Origin of the sequence: Gordonia sp. Swx-4 (assembly GCF_030316175.1) — a bacterium.
In the GTDB taxonomy this organism is placed as follows: Bacteria; Actinomycetota; Actinomycetes; order Mycobacteriales; family Mycobacteriaceae; genus Gordonia; species Gordonia alkanivorans.
Genome location: NZ_CP128197.1, coordinates 1,672,841 through 1,694,864, shown reverse-complemented (window position 1 = coordinate 1,694,864; position 22,024 = coordinate 1,672,841). Strand labels below are relative to the sequence as shown.

Sequence of the window (22,024 nt, the reverse complement as noted above, 5' to 3'; positions counted from 1 at the left end):
CCCGCACCTGTCTCACCCGACGCCGCTCAACGCTGGTCCTCGGCCGGTACGAGAGCGACCTGGATCATCTCCTGCGGACGCACGCGGGAGACCAGCTCACCGCGTCCGGGGACCAACCGCTGCATGCGGCTGCGACCGGCGATGAAGCCTTCGTCGCGATCCCCGCTCATGAGCAGGATGTCCGACGACAGGTCCTTCAGCCGGGCGATCACCGGGTCGAACATCGCCCGGCCGAGGCCACCGGAGCGGCGGGCCAGGATGATGTGGAATCCGATGTCCCGGGCGTGTGACGCGAACTCGATGACCGGCAACAGCGGATTTCCCGCCGAGGTGGACACCATGTCGTAGTCGTCGACGACGAGGTAGACCTCCGGCTTGCCCTCCAGCCACGAACGCTCCCGCAACTGCTGAACGGTCACGTCGTCCGGGGGCATGCAGCCCTTCAGGTACACCGCCAGCTGGTTCATCAGCGTCATCGCGTTGTCGTGCGAACTCGCATAGCCCGCGAGGTGATCACCGTCGACGATGCCGAGCATCGTGCGGCGGTAGTCGATGAACGCGATCTTCACCTGCTCCGGGGTGCCACCGGCGACGAGTCCGCGGACGATCGCTCGCAGCACGTTGGTCTTCCCGTGCTCGACGTCGGCGAAGACCATGAAGTGCGGCTGGGCGTTGAAGTCGAGGACCACCGGGGCCAGCTCCAGTTCGCCGACACCGATCGCGACCTGGTTGAGCGACAACGTGACCCCGGCCGCGGTGAGTCCGTTCTGCACCGCCGCCATCTCTATCTCGGTGCTCAGCTTGCGCACCGGCATCGCCGAACGGCCCGGATACGCGGCGGCGAGCTTCTCCGCCGAGGCCGCGACGCCGGCGGGCAGTGACTCGGCGCTGCTGACCGGGTCGAGACGCGGCAGCGCGATGAGCATGTGGAGTTCCTCGGCGGTGAGACCGCGGCCGGGACGGTTCTGCGGGACACCCGCGGCGGCGCGACGACCCATCTCGGAATCCGTCGGATCGCCGAGGCGCAGTTCGATGCGCGTGCCCAGGAGGTCGCGGACCGCCGGGCGGATCTCGGCCCACCGCGAGGCACTGACGATGACGTGGACGCCGAAAGACAGACCCTGGGAGACGATCGTGGTGATCTGCTCCTCCAGCGACTCGAGTTCGGAACGCAGGACGCTGATGCCGTCGAGCACGAAGAAGACGTCGCCGAAGCGGTCACCGGCCAGCGGATCGTCGGGGGCGAAGGTCCCGGTGGCGAACCAGTCCGCACGGCGGGCCCGGTAGTCGCGCATCGATTCGACGCCCAGGCGGGCGAACAGCATCTCACGGGCCCGGATGATCGCCCCGACCTCGGCCACCGTGCGGCGAACGGCATCCATGTCCCCACGGGACGCCACCGAACCCACATGTGGGAGTCCGGCGAGGCCGGCGAGGCTGCCGCCGCCGAAGTCCAGGCAGTAGAACTGCACCTGTTCCGGGGTGTGCGTGGCGGCCGCGGTCATGATGATCGTGCGCAGCGTCGTCGACTTTCCCGATTGCGGCCCGCCGACCACGGCGACGCTGCCGGCCGCGCCGGACAGGTCGACGACGAGCGGGTCGCGTCGCTGGTCGTAGGGGCGGTCGACCAGACCGATGGGCAGGGCCAGGTTGCCGGGGACCGCCGGTTTGGTCCAGTCCCGCGCACCCACGAGGTGTTCCACGGTCGGCGAGTTCTCGAGCGGGTCCAGCCACACGCGGTGTGCCGGCGGGCCGGCGCTCTCCATGCGGCCGATGATGGTCTGCATCAGCGTCGGCACCGACACCGAAGCGGATTCGAAGTCGGCGGGCCCGTCGGGCGCGGCGTCGAGGGCCGGGGGCTCCTCGTCGAGCAGGCTCGCCGCCTGGTCCAGCAGCGACCGCGACGAACCCTCGTCGAGCGGGACCGGCAACGCGGTGAAGACCTTGAGATTCCCCAGTCGCGGGGACCCCGGCGCCGCGGAGTCCACGGAGTCCTCGGCCACGGATGGCGAGTAGTACGGACCCGAGACGTACGAGGTGTTGAAGCGAACCGGGTCATCCGAGTCGCACTTCAGATACGCCGAGCCGGGAACGCTCGGCAGGTGGTAGGCGTCGGGGACACCGAGCACCGAACGGGACTCGTTGGCGGAGAAGGTCTTCAGACCGATGCGGTAGGACAAGTGTGAGTCGAGGCCGCGCAGCTTGCCCTCCTCGAGTCGCTGCGAGGCCAGCAGCAGGTGGATGTGCAGCGACCGGCCCAGACGGCCGATCGCGACGAACAGCTCGGCGAAATCCGGTTTCTGCGACAGCAGTTCGGAGAACTCGTCGACGACGATGAACAGCGCCGGCAGCGGATCGAGACGCACGCCCGAGGCGCGGGCGCGCTCGTAGTCGGCGACGTTGGCGTAGTTGCCCGCCGCACGCAGGACCTCTTGGCGGCGGTTCATCTCACCCGACAGCGCATCCTTCATGCGGTCGACCATCGACAGTTCCTGCTCGAGGTTGGTGATGATCGCCGCGACGTGTGGAGCGGACTCGAGTCCGAGGAACGTTGCGCCGCCCTTGAAGTCGACGAGGACGAGGTTCAGCTCGGTCGGCGAATGCGTCGCCAGCATGGCGAGGACAAGCGTTCGCAGGAACTCGGACTTGCCCGAGCCGGTCGCACCGATGCACAGGCCATGCGGTCCCATGCCGCCGTGGGCGCTCTCCTTGATGTCGAGTTCGACGGGCGCGCCGCTCGGTGTGTAGCCGATCGGCACCCGCAGACGTTCGCGGCCGGTGCGCCCGCGCCAGGCGGTGGCCGGGTCGAATCGGGCGGCGTCGTCGATGCCGAGAAGTGCGGGCAGGCCCGGATCGGTGGACGTCGCCTCGGATTCCAGGTTCGCCAGGGTCGCCGCGGTCGCCAGGCGGTACCGGGCCATGCGGCGGGCGATCGCCTCCGCCTCGGCGATGGTCAGCGAGTCCATGTCGGCGAATTCCTCGACGCCCGCGGCACTTCGGGCCGACACCTTGCCGCCGCGCACCACGAGCTGCAGGCCGCGCCGGACCGCGAGACCGTCCGGCGGTGCGGTCAGGTCGAGGACCGTGACACCCTCCATGCCGGCCGAGCTGAGGACGCGTTCGTCGCCGGCGACGTAGCCGTCGTCGATGATGACGACCAGGTGGGCACGATTCCCGCTCGGCGGGGCGGACCGGCTGAACCGGCCGCGTTCGAGAAGGTCCGCGGCCAGTGCGTTCTCGAGATCGGCGAGCGTCGGATAGATCATCCGCATCGGGCCGATCCCGTCGCGCAGCGTCGGATGACCTACGTGCGGAAGCCATTTCGCCCAGTCCCAGGCCTCGCCGGCCGGGTCGCCGGTGACGATGCCGATGTGCAGATGGTCGGGACCGTGGAAGGCGCACAGCTCGACGATCATCGAGCGGACGAGTTCGCGGGTCTCCTGCCGCGCGCCCTCGATGTTGATCGCCGGGAAGCCGCGCAGCGAGATCGACCGGGGCAGGCTGTAGACCGCCGAATGGGTGCGCACGAACCGTCGCAGAGCGACCATCGACACCGGTTCGATGTCCTCGAGCGGGCCGGTCTCCGGCGGCATCAGACGGGTGGCCAGGCGCTGGACGCCGACTCCCACACGCACATGGGCGAAATCGTTGTCGGCGGGACGCCGCTCCCACATGCGCCGGCTGCCGACGACGTCGAGCAGTGCGTGCGGGTCGGGATGACTCCACGTGCGTGCGGCGCGCTGGTTCTCGACGGTGTCGAAGACCTGGCCGCGCAACTGCCCGAGGTAGCGGAAGTAGTCCTTGCGTTCCTCGTTGAGTTCCGCGGCACGCTTGCCGCCGCTGCGCCCGCCGGCGGCGAACATGCCGAACATCGACATGAGCATCATCAGCGGGAACATCATGAACAGCGGGTTGGTCAGGATGTTGCGGCCACCGGTGACCATCATCAGCGCGATCATGCCGACGACGGCGACGATCATCACCACCGGCAGCAGCTTCATGAGCAGGTTGCCGGGTACCACGCGAGGGACGTCGGGCGGCGCCTGGATGTTGACCTCGCCCCCGGGCATGCGCGGCGGCGTGATGCGTGGCCGACGCACGAACCCCTCAGTGGTCGTGACCACTCGATCCCCCTGACACCCTCGAGCTGTGTATCCCCGGGCGGGCGAACCCGCTGAAGTTGGCTATGTTAGCTGCTGAACCCTGGGGGAGGATTGACCTGTATGTCACCTGTGGACGGATTCGCACCGGGATACCCGACGACCACCGCGGACGGCACCGCCGGTGACCGGTCACGCTCGGACACCGCGATCGAGCCGCAACTCGTACGCGTGTCGGTGCTGGGCGGCAACACCCAGCTCGACGTCGGCCTACCCGCCGGCATCCCGATCGCCGGTCTCATCGGTGACCTCGTCGCGCAGATCGAGTCGCGCAACCCAACCCGGCACGACCCGGACGACCCCGACGCCGATTCGCGCGGCCGCGGCCGTCCGCACGACCGGCAGAACCGCTGGACCCTGGCGCTCGTCGGGCAGGAACCGCTGCCCCTGCACCGCTCGCTGTCGGAATCGGGGATCCGCGACGGCGACCTGCTCCTGCTGACCTCGACCCGCACCGATGAGTCGCCGGTCCTCTTCGACGACGTGGTCGATGCCGTTGCGCGGCTGAACGAATCACAGTTCGTGGGTTGGACCGCGACGTCGGCGCGATACGTGGGACACGCGCTGGCCCTCGTCGCGGCGGTCGTTGCCGCGGCGGGGCTGGCCGCGAGCCGGATCGACAGCGGCGCGCTGTGGCTCTCGGGATTGTCCGGCCTCGCCGTGATCGGTCTCGTGACCGCGGCAACGATCGTCGCGCGCTACTACCGTGATCAGCTCAGCTCGACGATCCTGTCGGTCTGTGCGGCGCCGATGGCGTTCGTGACCGGCATGATCCTCACGCCCGGTTCCTACGGTGCCGCGCATCTGACACTCGGATTCGCCCTCACCCTGGTCACCGCCGTCATCACCTACCGGATGACCGCGGTCGGCGCGACCGCACACAGCGCGGTGACCGGCGCCGCTGTCCTCGGTGCACTCGGATGCGGTGCGCGTCTGCTCCTCGACGCCGACACCTCCGATGTCGCGGCCGTGATGGCGGCGGTGGGACTCCTGCTGATCGGACTGTCCCCCCGACTGACGATCCTGCTCGCCAAACTGCCGCTGCCGCCGGTGCCGACCGCGGGAGCTGCCATCGACATCAAGGACATCGAGCCGCAGCCGTCCATCGAAGGCATCGGCGCGATCGGGGCCACGGCACTGCCGAAGGCCGATGCGCTGGAACGACGCTCGTACATCGCCAACGCGTACCTGACGGGCATCGTCGGCGGCCTCACCGCCATCGTGGCGATCTCGGCGGTGCTCACCGCCGCTCCCCTCGCCGGCTTCGAGTGGAAGAGCGCCGCCTACGCCGCGATCATCGGCGTGGTCCTCTGTCTGCGCGGTCGCTCCCACAGCGACCTCTTCCAGGCGGCGATCCTCATCATCGGCGGCTCGCTCGTGGTGCTCACCCTGCTGGCGGGCCTGGCGTTCGGGGACGGCCGGTGGCCGATCATCTCCTTCGCGCTGGGCGGCGTCGTCCTCGTCGCCGCGCTCGTCTTCGGAGTCGTTGCGCCGCACCAGGATTTCTCCCCGGTAATGCGCCGCTGGGCGGAGATCGGCGAGTACATCCTCGTCGCGCTCATCGTCCCGCTGCTGCTGTGGTTGCTCGACCTGTACCGGATCGTCCGGGAGATCTGATGTCCCGGACGACGACCCGGGCTGCGGCGCCCGTCGCGCTGGCGCTGACCGCGACCCTGCTCGGGTTGACCTCCTCCCCCGCCGCCGCGGTGACCCCGCCGCGCGTCGACGCGTCGGCGCTGATCCGGTCGGCCCCGGTGGCACCGCCGGAACCGACCGAGCAGAGCCATCTCTGCAACACCGCGACCCTCACCCGCAGCACCGCGAATCCGACTGCTGCACAGTCGATGATGAACCTCGAGGAGGCCTGGCGCTTCAGTCGCGGCGCCGGGCAGCGGGTGGCCGTCATCGACACCGGCGTCACCCCGCACCCACGTCTGGGACGCGTCACCGCCGGCGGCGACTACGTCTCCGGCGGCAGCGGACTCGAGGACTGCGACGCCCACGGCACGCTGGTCGCCGGGATCATCGCCGCGCGGCCGAGCAGCTCCGACGCCTTCGCCGGGGTCGCGCCCGCGGCGTCGATCATCGCAATCCGCCAGTCCAGCAGTGCGTTCAAGGCCAAGAACAATCGTCGCGGCGACGATGCCGCACCGTCCGTCGGCTCCGGTTTCGGGTCCGTCCGCACGCTCGCCCACGCGATAGTCCGCGCCGTCGACCTGCGGGCCACGGTGATCAACATCTCCGAGGTGGCCTGCGCTTCGTCGGCGGCCAAGGTCGACGACCGCGCTCTCGGGGCGGCGATCCGGTACGCCTACGACCGTGACGTCGTCGTGGTGGCGGCGGCCGGCAACGTCACCCGGGACGGCGCCTGCCGTTCACAGAATCCGGCGCCCGCAGCCGGCAATCCTGACGACTGGAGTTCGGTCTCGACCGTCGCGAGTCCCGCGTGGTACTCACCCTACGTCCTGACCGTCGGCGCGGTCGACGCCGCCAGTGGCAGACCGAGCGAGTTCAGTCTGCACGGGCCGTGGGTCGGGGTGGCCGCGCCGGGCACCGACATCGTGAGCCTCGACAGCGCGAGGGGGTCGAACCGGCTGGTGTCGGCGCAGACAGCCGAGGAGGGTCCGCTGCCGCTGATCGGGACGAGCTTCGCCGCGCCCTACGTCGCCGGCACCGCGGCGCTCGTTCGGGCACGGTTCCCCGGACTGAGCGCTCGCGAGGTGATGGATCGCATCACCTCGACCGCCCACTCCCCGGGCACCGGGCACGACCAGCGGATCGGCCACGGCGTCGTCGACCCGGTCGCGGCCCTCACCGCGGAGCTGTCCGCCGAGGAACAGGCCAGGCAGCAATCGGCCCCGATCGCCGCGCCCGCACCGCCGACGCCGCCGGATCACACCGCCCGCAACATCGCCATCGCCGGAGCGGGGATCAGCGCCGCGGTCATCGCGGCTGTCCTGGCCGTCGCTCTTCCCCACCGTCGGGTGCGCAAGCTCGATCCCGACGAGTTCTGATCGGGGAGGTTCTCAGCCGGATGTCCGCGCGGGACGCAGCTCGCGCGGCAGCGCGAAGGTGAGGGTCTCGTTGGCCGTGTTGACGGTCTCCACCGTGTCGTAGCCGCGCTCGGCGAGGTAGTCGAGCACGCCGCGGACGAGGACCTCGGGCACCGATGCACCGGAGGTGACGCCGACGGTGTTCACACCCTCGAGCCAGGTGTCGTCGATCTCACGGGCATAGTCGACCAGATGACCTGCCTTGGCACCGGCCTGCAGGGCGACCTCGACCAGGCGAACCGAGTTCGACGAGTTCTGCGAACCGACCACGATGACGAGATCGCACTCGGGCGCCATCGCCTTCACGGCGACCTGACGGTTCTGGGTGGCGTAGCAGATGTCGTCGCTGGGCGGATCGTTGAGCAGCGGGAACTTCTCCCGCAGGCGACGCACCGTCTCCATGGTCTCGTCGACCGACAGCGTCGTCTGCGACAGCCAGACCAGCTTGGACTCGTCGCGCACGGTCACCGAGTCGACGCTGTCCGGGCCGTCGACGAGCTGGATGTGCTGGGGGGCCTCACCGGCCGTCCCCTCGACCTCTTCGTGGCCCTCGTGACCGATCAGCAGGATGTCGTAGTCGTCCCGCGCGAATCGCTTGGCCTCCTGGTGCACCTTCGTCACCAGCGGGCAGGTCGCGTCGATGGTCCTCAGATTCCGTTCCGCGGCGGACGCATGGACCTGCGGCGACACGCCATGGGCCGAGAACACGACGATCGCACCCTCGGGCACCTCGTCGGTCTCCCCCACGAAGATCGCCCCGCGGTCGGCAAGGGTCTCGACCACGTGCCGGTTGTGCACGATCTCCTTGCGGACGTAGACGGGAGCGCCGTGCTTGTCAAGGGCGCGCTCGACCGTCTCCACCGCGCGGTCGACACCCGCGCAGTAACCGCGGGGTTCGGCGAGCAGGACACGCTTCGTCTCAGACATGTCTCCAGGGTACGGGTTACAGACGAGTGCCCTTTGATGGCAGAGTGTTGGCATGGATCGCGCACCCTACCCGGCCCGTATCGCCGCAGGTCTGATCGTCACCGCCCTCGAGGAGACGCGCAAGCTTCCCGCGCTGCTCGTCACCCTCCCGATGACAGCGGTCAGCCAGACCCTGCAGGCAGGTATGCGGGCGCAGCAGAACATCGCCGAACTCGCCATCAAGGGCGACGCCGCCCTGGGGATGCTGTTCGACAAGCCCAGCGAGCAGCCCGCGTGGGCCCGCTTCGACGAGGACGACGAGACCCCGGAACCCGGCGCCGACGCCCACGCCGGTGACGTACCGATCGAGAAGCCCACCAGCATCGTCGACGAGGTCGAGGCCGCCGCCGACGGCAACGATCCGGGGGACCAGCCCGGCGAGGCCGTGACGTCCACCAAGCCCGCAAAAGTGACCAAAGCCACCAGGACCGGCGGTGCCACCAAGACCACCGAGGTCGACGCGGAGGCCTCCGACGCCGACCTGGCCGCGCCGCCGCGCGCCGACGCCGGTCGTTTCGCGCTGTACAGCTCGGCACCCGAGGACGTCGTGGACGCCGCCGAGAAGAAGCCGGCGACGCGTGCGGACAAGCCGAAGAACGGGGCGGCACCCGAGATCGTCGTCCTCATCGACTACGACACGCTGACCCTGGCACAGCTGCGTGCACGTCTGCGGACGGTCGACACCGACGACCTCGAGAGCCTCGTCGACTACGAGAAGGCCAACCGTGGCCGCGCGCCGTTCGTGACGATGCTGGAGAACCGGATCGCCTCGCAGAACAAGCGCTCCACCGAGGCGTGACCGGGACCTCGCCGAACTCGGCCGAGAATCCGTGGCCGGTACGCACGGTCAACACCAAGATCGCCGACTGGATTCACCGGTTGGGCCAGATCTGGGTGGAGGGTCAGGTCACCCAGATCAGCCGGCGCCCCGGTACCCGCACGGCGTTCCTCACTCTGCGGGACCCGGCTGCCGACATCTCCATCTCGGTGACATGCAGCCCGGACCTGTTGTCGCGCACCGAGGTTCCGCTGACCGACGGCAGTCACGTCGTCGTACTGGGCCGGCCGAGCTACTACACCGGCCGGGGCACGGTGTCGCTGCGGGTCAGCGACATCCGTGCGGTCGGCGTCGGTGAACTGCTCCTGCGGATCGAACGCCTCCGGCAGTTGCTGGCCGCCGAGGGCCTGTTCGACGCCCGGCTCAAACGTCCGCTGCCGTTCCTCCCGCGCTCGATCGGATTGATCAGCGGGCGGGCCAGCGCCGCGCAGCGTGACGTGGTCAGCGTCGCCACCGACCGGTGGTCGGCGGTCCGCTTCGACGTCCGTGAGGCACCCGTCCAGGGGCCCACGGCGGTGGCGCGCATCCTCACCCATCTCGCGGACCTCGACGCGCATCCCGACGTCGAGGTCATCATCATCGCGCGCGGCGGCGGCAGCGTCGAGGATCTGCTGCCGTTCTCCGACGAGGCATTGCTGCGCGCGGTGTCCCGGTGTCGCACACCGGTGGTCAGCGCGATCGGGCACGAGCCAGACAACCCGCTGCTCGATCTCGTCGCCGATCTGCGTGCGGCGACTCCGACCGACGCCGCCAAACGAGTGGTTCCCGACGTCGAGGCCGAACTCGCCGGGATCGACGAACTGCGCCGGCGCAGCGCACAGGCGTTACGCAACTGGGTGCGTCGCGAGACCGGGGTCATCGACGGACTCCGACGACGCCCGGTTCTGGCCCGGCCCGGTGTGATCGTCGACCAGGAGTCCGTGAACGTAGCCGAGCTGCTGCGCGCGCTGCGGCGCGACGTCCTGCGTCATGTCGACACCGAGGACCGCCGCCACGAGCATCTGGCCGCCCGGCTGTCGACGCTGGGCCCGGCGCAGACCCTCGCTCGCGGTTACGCCGTGGTGCAGCGCACCGACACCGACGTGACCCACGTGGTCAGCACGCTCGACGATCTGCCCGCGGGCGCCGAATTGCGTATCCGGGTCGCCGACGGCGCGGCGCGGGCCACCGTCACCGCGACCGAGGCACACACCTCCACTTCCCCTGACGACGAAGGAGATTCGTGAGCACCGACAGTGACGACACCGGCGAGGAGTACACGCCGGTTGCCGAACTCGGCTACGAGGAGGCGCGCGACGAGCTCGCCGACATCGTCGGCACGCTCGAGCACGGCGGCCTCGATCTCGACACCTCGCTGGCCCTGTGGGAGCGGGGCGAGGCGCTCGCGACGCGCTGCGAGGAACACCTCCGCGGGGCGCGTGAACGCATCGAAACCGTGATCGCGCAGAAGAATTCGGCCGATCCGGACGACAACGAGTAGGTCACCCGAATCCGAGTAGTGCCTGCCGGTCGATGGTGGTCGCGTGGAATCGACCCTCCGCGGCGCGATGACCGACGACCAGCAGCGATTCCCGCCGGTCGGCCGGCGAGTCGACGCGCGCACACGGCACGCTGATCACCCGACCGCCGGTCGTCGCAGCGGCCGCACCGGCCCCGTACGCCGGGACCACGATCACGAGCAGCGCGACGAGAACCGCGACGAGAACGAGCCGTGCCCACACGACCGACAGCCATGCGTCGGCGTGGGCAGACAGCGACGAGGCCGGTGTCCACATGTACCTGTGCCAGATTCTCGCGGACATGAGCGCCTCCCGAACCAGACGCTATGACCGGACGCAGGAGATCTCGCGAGTAGTCGGCTACTCGATCACGCGACTCTCGCCCTCGCAACTGCAAACCGCCCCTGGACAGCACCCTGTGCAGAAGCGCCGACGACATATCGTCGTCGGAGACTCTCTGGAGGGTGCTCTTGGGGGGCGGTTCTCAGCGGCGCTTTCCGCGGGCGGTTCTCCGCGCTCAGGCGTCGAGCGGCTGCTGCGTCGCCACCGACGCCGCGATCGTCTCGATGTCGGCGTCGGGTCCGCGGGACAGCACGCCCACGCGCACGTTGCCGAAATCGGTGATCCAGAACTTCTTGCCCTCGGCGGTCTCGTAGGTCACCCATTGCCGGCCGCCCGCCTCGCGGGTGCCGGTTGCACCGACGTCGCCGTAGTCGGTCCCGCTGCCACCGAGGTACGGCACCAGCAGGTCCTCCGACGCGTCGGTCTGGCTCAGCTGCACGTAGGCCTTACTCGCGCTGAGCCAGCCGACCGTGCTGACCCGGTGTCCCTCGATCGCGTCCGACGAGCCGGAGTTCGGCTTCCATCCCTCCGGTGTCGGCGGGCGGCGGATCGGGAACGGCATCTGTCGGGCGTCGGCGTCCAATGCGGTGACCACGTCGAACGCGGGCACCTTGCTGTCCGCCGGGTCCTGGTTCAGTCCGACCGAGCAATTCCCCGACGCGATCGCCACCAACGCGATGAGCGCGAGCAGCGGCACCAACGACCAGAACATGTCCTTGCCGTTGATGAGAATGCGCGGTTTGTCTGCCATGAGGCCGAGTATCCCACCACCAGGGTCAGTCACCGAACGGCCGGTGTGACATGCAAGGATGATCCCTGAGATCACCGCCACACCCACGGATCCCAAGGGCTGCGCCCCACTGGGATCCGGGCCACACCTGAGGAGCCGAAGCCGATGACAGCCAGCAGCCACCAAGCACCCGATCGCAACCTCGCGATGGAACTGGTCCGCGTGACCGAGTCGGCTGCACTCGCTGCCGGCCGGTGGGTTGGTCGCGGCGACAAGAACGGCGGCGACGGCGCGGCGGTCGACGCGATGCGTCAGCTCCTTTCGACGGTGTCGATGCGCGGCGTCGTCGTGATCGGCGAGGGCGAGAAGGACGAGGCGCCGATGCTGTACAACGGCGAGGAGGTCGGCAACGGCGAGGGCCCCGACTGCGACGTCGCGGTCGACCCCATCGACGGCACCACCCTGATGGCCGAGGGCCGGCCCAACTCGATCTCGGTGATCGCGGTCAGCGAGCGCGGCACCATGTACGACCCTTCGGCCGTCTTCTACATGGACAAGATCGCCGTCGGTCCCGACGCCAAGGGCGCCATCAACATCAACGAGTCGGTCGAGTGGAACATCAACTCGGTCGCCAAGGCCAAGGGCATCGACGTGGCCGACCTGACCGTCATCGTCCTCGATCGCCCCCGTCACGCCGACCTCATCGGCGAGATCCGCCAGGCCGGCGCCAAGATCCGCCTCATCTCCGACGGCGACGTGGCCGGAGCGGTCGCGGCCGCCGACGACTACTCGACCGTCGACATGCTCATGGGCGTCGGCGGCACCCCCGAGGGCATCATCACCGCCGTGGCGATGAAGTGCATGGGCGGCGAGATCCAGGGCAAGCTGTGGCCGCGCAACGACGAGGAGCGCCAGAAGGCCATCGACGCCGGCCACGACCTCGACCGCGTCCTCACCAACGACATCCTGGTGAGCGGCGAGAACTCCTTCTTCTGCGCGACCGGCGTGACCAACGGCGACATGCTGCGCGGCGTCACCTACCGCCCCAACGGTGCGACGACCCGTTCGCTGGTCATGCGCTCCAAGTCGGGCACCGTCCGCCGCATCGAGGCCGTCCACAAGCCGGCGAAGCTGCGCGAGTACGCCCGCATCAATCTCTGACACCTTCGTCTCAGACCCAGCACCGGCCCCGCGTCGGGGAGCCGTGACCGTGATCCACCTCACGAGTCCGGTCACCTCTGACGTGGGGCCGTTCTGCTGGGGCGATACGATCCGGTGCGTGAGTAAACCAGCCTCAGCCCCCGAGTTTCTCTACTCTGATCTGCTCCCCGTCGGCGCCGACGAGACCCCTTACCGGCTCATCACCACCGAAGGCGTCTCGACGTTCGAAGCCGGCGGACAGACCTTCCTCAAGGTGGAGCCGGAGGCGATCCGCAAGCTCACCGCCGAGGCGATGCACGACATCAGCCACTACCTGCGTCCGGCTCATCTCGCGCAGCTCCGCAGGATCATCGACGACCCGGACGCGTCGGGCAACGACCGCTTCGTGGCGCTCGACCTGCTCAAGAACGTCAACATCTCCGCAGGCGGCGTGCTGCCGATGTGCCAGGACACCGGCACCGCGATCGTGATGGGCAAGAAGAGCGAGGGCGTGCTGACCGGCACCGACGACGCCGAGGCGATCTCGAAGGGTGTCTACGACGCCTATACCCAACTCAACCTGCGCTACTCGCAGCTCGCTCCGCTGACCACGTACGAGGAGAAGAACACGGGAACCAACCTCCCGGCCCAGGTGGAGATCTACGCCACCGAACAGGGACCCAAGGGCCCGGAGTACAAGTTCCTGTTCATGGCCAAGGGTGGCGGTTCGGCCAACAAGTCCTTCCTGTTCCAGGAGACCAAGGCCATCCTGAACCCGAAGTCGATCCTGAAGTTCCTCGACGAGAAGATCCGCTCGCTGGGCACCGCGGCCTGCCCGCCGTACCACCTCGCCGTCGTGATCGGTGGCACCTCAGCCGAATTCGCACTCAAGACCGCGAAATACGCCTCGGCGCACTACCTCGACAACCTGCCGACGCAGGGTTCGATGTCGGCGCACGGCTTCCGCGACCTCGAACTCGAGGACGAGGTCTTCACACTGACCCAGTCCTTCGGTATCGGCGCCCAGTTCGGCGGCAAGTACTTCTGCCACGACGTCCGCGTGGTCCGCCTGCCGCGCCACGGCGCGTCGTGCCCGGTGGCCATCGCGGTCTCGTGCTCGGCCGACCGTCAGGCTCTCGGCAAGATCACCGCCGACGGCGTGTTCCTCGAGCAGCTCGAGACCGACCCGGCCAAGTACATGCCGGCTGCCGGTGTGGCCGAGGACATCTCGGGCGGCGAGGTGGTCGAGGTCGACCTGAACCGCCCGATGTCGGAGATCCTGGCCCAGCTGTCGCAGTACCCGGTGAAGACGCGCCTGTCGCTGACCGGCCCGCTGGTGGTGGCCCGCGACATCGCCCACGCCAAGATCAAGGAACGCCTCGACGCCGGCGAGCCGATGCCCGATTACCTGCGCGACCATCCCGTCTACTACGCCGGTCCGGCCAAGACGCCCGAGGGCATGGCGTCGGGTTCGTTCGGCCCCACGACCGCCGGCCGCATGGACTCCTACGTCGAGCAGTTCCAGGCCGCGGGCGGCTCCATGGTCATGCTCGCCAAGGGCAACCGATCCAAGCAGGTCACCGAGGCGTGCAACTCGCACGGCGGCTTCTACCTGGGCTCGATCGGCGGCCCGGCGGCCCGTCTGGCGCTCGACTGCATCAAGAGCCAGGAGATTATCGAGTACCCCGAACTGGGTATGGAAGCGGTGTGGAAGATCGAGGTCGAGAATTTCCCGGCCTTCATCGTTGTTGACGACAAGGGCAACGACTTTTTCACCGACCCGAGCGGGTCCGTCAACGTCCCGCTGAGCGGCATAAGGATTCGATCGAAGGAGTAGAACACCTATGACCCAGGCACAGGGCAAGCAGGAATTCCGCACCGAGCACGACACGATGGGCGAGGTGCAGGTCCCCATCGATGCTCTGTGGCGCGCCCAGACCCAGCGCGCGGTGGAGAACTTCCCCATCAGCCACCGCCCGCTGGAACGGACGCAGATCCGCGCGATGGGCCTGTTGAAGGCGGCCTGTGCCACGGTCAACTCCGATCTCGGACTGCTCGACGCGGAGCGGGCCGACGCGATCATCGCGGCGGCCACCGAGATCGCCGACGGCAAACACGACGACCAGTTCCCGATCGACGTCTTCCAGACCGGATCGGGCACGAGTTCGAACATGAACACCAACGAGGTCATCGCGTCGATCGCGAAGGCCAACGGCGTCGACGTGCACCCCAACGATCACGTCAACATGTCGCAGTCGTCGAACGACACCTTCCCCACCGCCACCCATGTCGCGGCGACCGAGGCGGTCGTCACCGATCTCGTCCCGGCACTCGAGCATCTCCGGAAGTCCCTGGCGGACAAAGCGACCGAGTGGCGTGACGTCGTCAAGAGCGGCCGCACCCACCTGATGGACGCGGTGCCGGTGACCCTGGGTCAGGAATTCGCCGGATACGCACGGCAGGTCGAGGCGGGCATCGAGCGCGTCACCGCGACCCTCCCGCGTGTCGGCGAACTGCCCATCGGCGGCACCGCGGTCGGCACCGGGCTCAACGCCCCGGCCGGGTTCGGCACCAAGGTGGTCGCCGAACTCGTCCGCCGCACCGGCGTCGAGGAACTCTCCCTCGCCAAGGACAACTTCGAGGCGCAGGCCGCCCGCGACGGCCTCGTCGAACTGTCCGGGCAGCTGAAGACGATCGCGGTATCGCTCACCAAGATCGCCAACGACGTCCGGTGGATGGGCTCGGGACCGCTGACCGGCCTGGGCGAGATCCTGCTCCCCGACCTCCAGCCGGGCAGCTCGATCATGCCGGGCAAGGTCAATCCCGTTCTGCCCGAAGCGGTCACGCAGGTCGCCGCGCAGGTCGTCGGCAACGACGCGGCGGTCACCTGGGGCGGCGGCAACGGCGCCTTCGAGCTCAACGTCTACATCCCGATGATGGCCCGTAACGTGCTCGAGTCACTCAAGTTGCTGGCCAACGTGTCCCGGCTGTTCGCCGACCGCTGCATCTCCGGGTTGGAGGCCAACGTCGATCGCCTCCGCACCCTCGCCGAGAGCTCCCCGTCGATCGTCACACCGCTGAACAGCGCGATCGGCTACGAGGAGGCCGCCGCGGTCGCCAAGCAGGCGCTCAAGGAGGGCAAGACGATCCGGCAGACCGTCATCGATCGCGGCCTCGTGGGCGACAAGCTCAGCGAGGAGGAACTCGACGCACGTCTCGATGTGCTCAAGATGGCCAACCTCGACCGGGAACGCTGAGTACCGTCTGGTCATGACCTCACCGGAGCCCTTCCCCACGGACTGGCAGACAGCGCTCGTCCTCGTCGCCCATCCCGACGACCCGGAGTACGGCATGGCCGCCGCGGTCGCGCGCTGGACCGGCGAGGGCAAGCGTGTGGTCTACGCGCTCGCCTCCAGCGGCGAACGCGGGATCGAGGGCATGACACCGGCGGAATGCGGCCCACTCCGGGAAGCCGAACAGCGTGCGTCGGCGAAGATCGTCGGGGTCGACGAGGTGGAGTTCTGGGGTTTCCCCGACAGCGACATCCGCAACACCCCCGAACTGCGCGCGAAGATCACCGAGACCGTCGAACGCATTGCGCCGCAGGTCATCCTGTCGCTCTACGGCGGACCGGAGTGGGCGCCCGGCCAACCGAACCAGCGCGACCACATGGAGTTCGCCGCGGCGGTGCTCGACGCCTACGACGCCTTGACGGCCCATTCCGGCGAGGTTCCGGCGTGGCTGTTCGAGAACGGGCCGGCGGCAACCCATGCGGTCGACGTCGACGCGCAGTTCGAAGTGGCCGTCCGGTCCCTCGCCGCGCACGACCGCTACCTGTCGGTCCTCGACCCGGATACGCCCGTCCTCGATCAGGCCCGCGCCCAGATCGACCGGGCGACCGCGCCACGGGACGACGTACGGGTCGCCGGGTTCGAGCTCAAGCGAACCCGCTGACCGGCCCGGACACCAGCAGGGTCCCGAGGTTGGCCCTGTCGACTTGTGACCTTGGGCCCTCCCGGAAACGCCGTCGACACGAGAAGGTAGGGGGGTCAGTCTCTCGAACGCCCGGGAGAGTCCCCTCCGAGACAGTCGGGAGGTGACCGGTCATCACGCTCACCGGTGTGCTCGTCGTTTTCCTCGCAGCCTTCGCGGTCTGCGCGCTCGTCGGCCTGTCCATCTGGCTCATCGTGCTCTTCGGCCTCCTTTCAGGAGTGCAGGCCGTGGCATGGGTGACCGAACGGACCTCGGCCTGGCGACTGCCGGCCGAACCGGGCACCGGTCCGTGAACCGTCCTCACCCGGCAGCGCTGTCTCCCTAGAGCGGTACCGCCCACCGCACGGACAGGCCGCGGCCCGAATCGGGTGTGTTCAGGGCGAATGCCCCGCCCAACTGTTTCGCGCGGTGTCGGAGGTTCTTCAGCCCACTGGGCGTGACGTCCTCGGGCAGCCCGACTCCATCATCGGTGACCTCGACGGCCAGCTCGTCGCCGACCGAGATCGCCACCGTCACCGTCGTCGCGTGGGCATACCGGACCGCGTTGCTCAGGGCCTCACGCACCACCGCGACCACTTGGTCGGCGAGGCGCGGCTCGACGATCGACAGCGGGCCCGCCATCCGCACATGGGTCTGTATGGGCAGGTCGTCGATCTGCTGGTCGATCGTCTCCTGCACCCGCTGACGGAGCCGGGTGGTCTCGGTTTCCTCCGCCTGCAGGTCGAAGATCGTCGAACGCACGTCCTGCACGATGTCCTGCAGATTGTTGATGGACCGCGTCAGCCGCGCGCGGATCTCGGACGACTGGGTGCGTTGGAGCGTCGCCTGCAGGGTGAGCCCCTCGGCGAAGATCCGCTGGATCACGTGGTCGTGCAGGTCACGGGCGATCCGTTCACGATCCTCCAGGACCCGCATCTCGTGGGCCTGGTTCGTCGCGCTGGCCAGCTGCAGCGCCAGGGCCCCCTGGTCGGCGAAGTTCGCGCTCAGGCTCAGCAGGTCCTCCGCGAACCCGTCGCGCCCTTTGGACCGCACGGCGATCAGCACGCCGCGGGTCGATTCCGCCGTACGCAGCGGCGCCACCATCACCGGGCCGTGCTGCGTGGACGAATCCCCGGAGATGTCGTACTCGAGCTCCTCGCGAAGGACCGGCCGACGTCGAACGAAGGCGTCGCCCGAGGTCGACCCCTTGATCGGCACCGTTCGTCCGCGGAAGACCTCGGCGTCGACCCCTTCGGCGACCGTGACGACGAGTTCCTCTACCGATTCCGCCGGCATCTCGTGGTCGTGGGGTTCGGCAATGCAGACCAGATCGGCGTCGGCCAGCGTGAGGACCTTGCGGGCGATCGATTCGAGGACGTCCTGCTGATCGGCCCCGGTCAACAGCTCCGCGATCACGTCGCGATTCGCCTCGATCCAGGCGAGCTGGGTCTGCGCCTGTTCGTACAGCCGGGCGTTCTCGATCGCGATACCTGCCGCCGACGCCAGTGCCTGGATGACGAGTTCGTCGTCCTCGGTGAACAGGGCACCGTTCTTCTTCTCCGTGAGGTACAGGTTTCCGAAGATCTCGTCGCGCACCCGGATCGGGGCGCCCAGGAAGCTCGTCATCGGCGGGTGGTTCGGCGGGAATCCCACCGACGCGGGATGCTCGGACAGGTCGGTGAGCCGTAACACCCGGGGGTCGTCGATGAGCTGCCCCAGCACGCCGCGGCCTGTCGGCAGGTGCCCTATCTCGGCACGGACGTCCTCGCCGATGCCCTGCGCCAGAAAGGCCGACAGGTCGTGTCCGCTGCCGAGGACGCCGACCGCCCCGTACTCGGCGTCGACCAATCGTGTGCCCGCAGACACGATGGCCTCGAGCGTGGTTTCCAGATCGAGATCGGAACTGACCATCAGCATGGCCTCGAGCAGACCGTCGATGCGGTCACGAACATCGGCGATCTGCGTTATCCGGTCGCGGACCTCATCAAGGAGCTCACGTAATCGCATCTGCGACAACTCATTCTGCACCTCAAAAGACCCCACACCGCGTTCCCGGGATTCGCGGACCATATTTCGAATGATATACCCTCCGCTTCGTTGAGTATTGGGTTGACCAATTCTCGCCAGATAGTCTGAAAGCCCTCGAATCATCCTCCCCGCAAAGCAATTCGGATTTCCGTGACCTCGTTTTCCTCGTTGAATCGGACATTTCGGGTATAGGTGGAAATCCGCCAGTCCGGGCAATCCGGGTGAAACACGTCGGGGGTCGACCTACAATTCGTCTCACGGCACCTGCGCCGGAGGGAGGTGTGGCCGATGTTCTCGGTTTTCCTCGTCGATGACCACGAGATCGTCCGGCGGGGTCTCGTCGAACTCCTGGACCACGATGACAACGTCCGGGTCGTCGGCGAGGCCGCGACCTGCGCGCAGGCCCTCGCCCGCATACCGACCGTGCAACCGGACGTCGCGGTCCTCGACGTCCGCCTACCCGACGGCAACGGGATCGAACTGTGCCGCGACTTGCTCAGCCGAGTCGACGGGTTGCGCTGCCTGATCCTGACCTCGATGACCGACGACGAGGCCATGATGGACGCGATCCTCGCCGGCGCCAGCGGGTACGTCATCAAGGACATCACCGGCATGGAACTCGCCCGCGCCATCACCGATGTCGGCGCCGGACGGTCGTTGCTCGACAACCGCGCGGCCGCAGCCCTGATGGACCGGTTGCGCACCCAACGCGAGAAAGAGGAAAAGCCCGGCGACGGATTGAGCGAGCAGGAGAGCACCCTGCTCGCCCTCCTCGGCGAGGGCCTGACCAATCGGCAGATCGCCGCCCGGATGCATCTCGCGGAGAAGACCGTGAAGAACTACGTGTCCCGGCTGCTGGGCAAACTCGGCATGGAGCGCCGTACGCAGGCGGCGGTGTACGCCACCAAAGCGGCGCGACGGGGTCACGCGCACTGAGTCGAGGCTCGCGAGTGATTCGCGTACCATATCCCGCGGGTTAGAGCACGACACGTGTCATTGGTCCCCATCCAACGGGACTCTTTACCCGGTGACTCACCCCTCGCCGGGGCATCTACTGGATTACACGGGCGATGCCGGCACCCCGGCACCCGATGCGTGGACCTCCAGGGGGACTGCCGTGTGACCGCATCCAGATTCACCGACGGACCTGTCGTCGTCGGCGTCGACGGGTCTGCCACCGCCCGCGCCGCCGCCCGCTGGGCCGCGCGCGACGCCGCCCTCCATCGGTCGGAGATCGAGATGATCGCGTCGGCGAATCTCTCGGCGGACGATCCGTACGTCCTCGAACCGCTACGAGCCCGATGCGAACGCGCCCTGGCGGAGGCACGCCGCGTCGCCGAGGACTCGAGCGACTCAACCGACCCGCTGAAGATCACGACCCAGGTCGTCGACTCCCCGCCGGTCACCGCCCTGCTCGAGGCATCGGATCGAGCCCGACTGCTCGTAGTCGGCAACCGCGGGCACATGGCCGGTCACCGCGTGGCCCTCGGCACGATCACCACCGCACTCGCCGAGCACTGCAGATGTCCGCTGACGGTCGTCCGGGACTCCACGTCGAACTGGTCCCAGGCGAGCATCGCGGTCGGCACCGACGGCTCCCCGGGCGGTCGAGTCGCCGTCGACGCCGCGTTCGCCGCGGCCGACCTGCGCGGCGTCCCGGTCACCGTCGTCCACGCCTGGTGCGACACCGATGTCGCCGACATGTCCGTGCCGTGCACGATGTCCGAGTGGCCGAGCCGCCGCAGCCGCGCCGACGCCTGGCTCGACGCCGAACTCGACGAGGTGCGCCGCCGATATCCGCAGGTCACCGTCCGCTGTGCCGTGACCAGGGACCGCCCTGCCCGCGCCTTGCTCGACCACGCCCAGGCTGCGCAACTGCTCGTCGTGGGCGCGCGCGGTCGCGGCGGTTTCGCGGCCATGAGACTGGGCTCGACGAGCCTCTCGGTCCTGCGTTCGGCCCGAGGCCCGGTGATGGTGGTACCCCGCGACCGCTGACCTGCACTCGGTCCGCCGAACCATGTGCCATTCGGCCCTATGAGATCTACGTCACACCCGGTGACACTGAGGTGGTCGCTCGTCCGAGTCCGCCGACGAACCGACGGGACCGATTCGACACAGCGAGCACCAGAGGTCCACCGCCATGACAGTCATATCTCCGCTGTTCGCCGAAACCGAGGGTTCGGCCGACCGGAACTGCGACAGCTGCGGGCGCAGCTTCGTCCTACGACGACCACTCGCCGAGCCCGATCGGGATCAGTGGGCCAGGGTCAACGGCTGGCACATCGGGGTCGAGGAGACCTTCTGCCCCGCCTGCCGGCACGCTCGCTCCGAGATCAGCGACCCGTGAACTGCCCGAACAGGGCGGGAACCGCACCGACCAGCTGCGAGAGCAGTCCGGTCAGCATGTCGGCGGCCGGCACGTCGGGAGTCGACGGCGTGGCACCCGGAGTTGTCTGAGGGGTTGCTCCGGGCGCCTCGCCGGTCGGCGCACCCTGATTGACGCCGATCGTGATCTTCGGGCTCTTCGCGGGGTCGAGCCAGACGAGGATCTTCTTCATCAGCTCGCGCTCGATGGCGACGCAGCCCAGCGTCGGCTGGTCGTTGGTCACATGCAGGAACATCGCCGTCGCCTTGCCGGGCGTGCGCTGCGGATTGTGCGCGATGTTGACCGCGTAGTCGTAGACGGGACCCGAGTTGTACAGGTTCTCGCTGTCACCACCGGGACTCTGGGGCTGACGCACGTGGGTGTTGTAGGTCGGCGACTTGGGATCGGAATCCCACCAGTCCTGCGTATCGACCTTGAGGTAAGGCATCTTGGTGCCCGGATTCTCCTGGCGACCGAAGGCCTGGTCGAGCGGGAACGTTCCCTCCGGGGTGCGGGGCACGTTGTCCTGCGGCTCGCCCATCCCCAGGGAGCCGAGGAATGCCTTGGTCGGGCCGAGACCGGGGACCGGCTTCCAACTGCCGTCGTTCCCCTTCTCGAAGGCCGTGAGCGTGGCGGTGGTGTCCGACGCCTTGGGCGCGGTCACGACGATCATCTGACCGGTCGGGCCCCCGGCGCCCCCGACGCCGCCGGGCGCATCCGCGGAACCGTTGTCGCCCGACAGTTGGTTGAGCACCTCGTCGAGCAGTGGGATGCCGAGGCCCTCCCCCATTCCCGGCAGCGACGGGCTGCCCGGGGTGGTCGGTGGCGTGATCGGTGTCGTCGTCTCCGGATCGGCGAGGGCCTGACCCGCACCACCAGCGCACGCGGCCAGCACCGCAATCACCAATAGTCCCAGCAGTCTCATTCGCCT

General features: G+C 68.5%; 19 protein-coding genes. 13 read left to right on the top strand and 6 right to left on the bottom strand.

The features are described 5' to 3' along the window. Positions 1-26: 26 nt before the first annotated feature. Positions 27-4,124, bottom strand: a complete 4,098-nt coding sequence (locus tag PWF70_RS07785; RefSeq protein ID WP_035750530.1) for a type VII secretion protein EccC — start codon at positions 4,122-4,124, stop codon at positions 27-29. Positions 4,125-4,223: 99 nt separating this feature from the next. Between PWF70_RS07785 and eccD the strand changes: the two genes are divergently transcribed. Further along, the gene (eccD, locus tag PWF70_RS07780; RefSeq protein WP_035750527.1) at positions 4,224-5,777 is read left to right on the top strand and encodes a type VII secretion integral membrane protein EccD; all 1,554 of its coding nucleotides are present in this window, start codon (positions 4,224-4,226) and stop codon (positions 5,775-5,777) included. Continuing rightward, a complete protein-coding gene (mycP, locus tag PWF70_RS07775) occupies positions 5,777-7,174 on the top strand; it encodes a type VII secretion-associated serine protease mycosin (RefSeq protein ID WP_006357737.1) in 1,398 nt (465 codons plus the stop codon). Before eccD ends, mycP begins: the two co-directional genes overlap by 1 nt. 12 nt (positions 7,175-7,186) lie before the next feature. Here mycP and PWF70_RS07770 read toward each other — a convergent pair whose 3' ends face one another. Next, entirely contained in the window at positions 7,187-8,140 is a 954-nt protein-coding gene (locus PWF70_RS07770; RefSeq protein WP_035750524.1) for a 4-hydroxy-3-methylbut-2-enyl diphosphate reductase, read from the bottom strand. 52 nt (positions 8,141-8,192) lie between these two features. Here PWF70_RS07770 and PWF70_RS07765 point away from each other — a divergent pair, with 52 nt between their 5' ends. The 3 genes from PWF70_RS07765 to PWF70_RS07755 are packed head-to-tail and all read left to right on the top strand — an operon-like array spanning position 8,193 to position 10,497. Next, positions 8,193-8,978 (top strand): lipid droplet-associated protein, encoded by a 786-nt coding sequence (locus tag PWF70_RS07765; RefSeq protein ID WP_006357735.1) that lies wholly within the window; start codon positions 8,193-8,195, stop codon positions 8,976-8,978. Then, entirely contained in the window at positions 8,975-10,243 is a 1,269-nt protein-coding gene (xseA, locus tag PWF70_RS07760) for an exodeoxyribonuclease VII large subunit (protein ID WP_006357734.1), read from the top strand. Before PWF70_RS07765 ends, xseA begins: the two co-directional genes overlap by 4 nt. Then, entirely contained in the window at positions 10,240-10,497 is a 258-nt protein-coding gene (locus PWF70_RS07755) for an exodeoxyribonuclease VII small subunit (RefSeq protein ID WP_006357733.1), read from the top strand. The genes xseA and PWF70_RS07755 overlap by 4 nt, the downstream gene beginning before the upstream one ends. A 1-nt stretch (position 10,498) precedes the next feature. On the opposite strand, the gene PWF70_RS07750 is transcribed toward PWF70_RS07755, so the two are convergent. Further along, the gene (locus PWF70_RS07750) at positions 10,499-10,819 is read right to left on the bottom strand and encodes a hypothetical protein (protein WP_006357732.1); all 321 of its coding nucleotides are present in this window, start codon (positions 10,817-10,819) and stop codon (positions 10,499-10,501) included. A gap of 214 nt (positions 10,820-11,033) precedes the next feature. Then, entirely contained in the window at positions 11,034-11,609 is a 576-nt protein-coding gene (locus PWF70_RS07745; RefSeq protein WP_006357731.1) for a DUF4245 domain-containing protein, read from the bottom strand. Between the two features lie 144 nt (positions 11,610-11,753). Here PWF70_RS07745 and glpX point away from each other — a divergent pair, with 144 nt between their 5' ends. The 5 genes from glpX (at position 11,754) to PWF70_RS07720 (ending at position 17,014) form a co-directional block, all read left to right on the top strand. Further along, positions 11,754-12,749, top strand: coding sequence for a class II fructose-bisphosphatase (gene glpX / locus PWF70_RS07740; protein ID WP_006357730.1), 996 nt, complete (start codon positions 11,754-11,756; stop codon positions 12,747-12,749). A gap of 118 nt (positions 12,750-12,867) precedes the next feature. After that, positions 12,868-14,565 (top strand): fumarate hydratase, encoded by a 1,698-nt coding sequence (locus PWF70_RS07735; protein WP_006357729.1) that lies wholly within the window; start codon positions 12,868-12,870, stop codon positions 14,563-14,565. 7 nt (positions 14,566-14,572) lie between these two features. Continuing rightward, positions 14,573-15,985: a class II fumarate hydratase gene (locus PWF70_RS07730; protein ID WP_006357728.1), complete on the top strand. Its 1,413-nt coding sequence runs from the start codon at positions 14,573-14,575 to the stop codon at positions 15,983-15,985. Positions 15,986-15,998: 13 nt separating this feature from the next. Next, positions 15,999-16,682 (top strand): PIG-L deacetylase family protein, encoded by a 684-nt coding sequence (locus PWF70_RS07725; RefSeq protein ID WP_006357727.1) that lies wholly within the window; start codon positions 15,999-16,001, stop codon positions 16,680-16,682. 167 nt (positions 16,683-16,849) lie between these two features. After that, positions 16,850-17,014, top strand: coding sequence for a hypothetical protein (locus tag PWF70_RS07720; RefSeq protein WP_006357726.1), 165 nt, complete (start codon positions 16,850-16,852; stop codon positions 17,012-17,014). Positions 17,015-17,042: 28 nt separating this feature from the next. Here the strand turns inward: PWF70_RS07720 and PWF70_RS07715 are convergent, their stop codons facing one another. Next, on the bottom strand, positions 17,043-18,770 hold the full coding sequence (locus PWF70_RS07715) for a GAF domain-containing sensor histidine kinase (protein ID WP_006357725.1): 1,728 nt from the start codon (positions 18,768-18,770) through the stop codon (positions 17,043-17,045). Positions 18,771-19,016: 246 nt separating this feature from the next. On the opposite strand from PWF70_RS07715, the gene PWF70_RS07710 reads away from it, so the two are divergent. The 3 genes from PWF70_RS07710 (at position 19,017) to PWF70_RS07700 (ending at position 21,075) form a co-directional block, all read left to right on the top strand. Beyond that, positions 19,017-19,664: a response regulator gene (locus tag PWF70_RS07710; protein ID WP_006357724.1), complete on the top strand. Its 648-nt coding sequence runs from the start codon at positions 19,017-19,019 to the stop codon at positions 19,662-19,664. Positions 19,665-19,847: 183 nt separating this feature from the next. Further along, entirely contained in the window at positions 19,848-20,723 is an 876-nt protein-coding gene (locus PWF70_RS07705; RefSeq protein ID WP_035750519.1) for a universal stress protein, read from the top strand. A 145-nt stretch (positions 20,724-20,868) separates the two neighbouring features. After that, on the top strand, positions 20,869-21,075 hold the full coding sequence (locus PWF70_RS07700; protein WP_035750516.1) for a hypothetical protein: 207 nt from the start codon (positions 20,869-20,871) through the stop codon (positions 21,073-21,075). On the opposite strand, the gene PWF70_RS07695 is transcribed toward PWF70_RS07700, so the two are convergent. Further along, positions 21,062-22,018, bottom strand: a complete 957-nt coding sequence (locus tag PWF70_RS07695; RefSeq protein ID WP_035750513.1) for a L,D-transpeptidase family protein — start codon at positions 22,016-22,018, stop codon at positions 21,062-21,064. The two genes, PWF70_RS07700 and PWF70_RS07695, sit on opposite strands and share 14 nt — an antisense overlap. Positions 22,019-22,024: the final 6 nt, after the last annotated feature.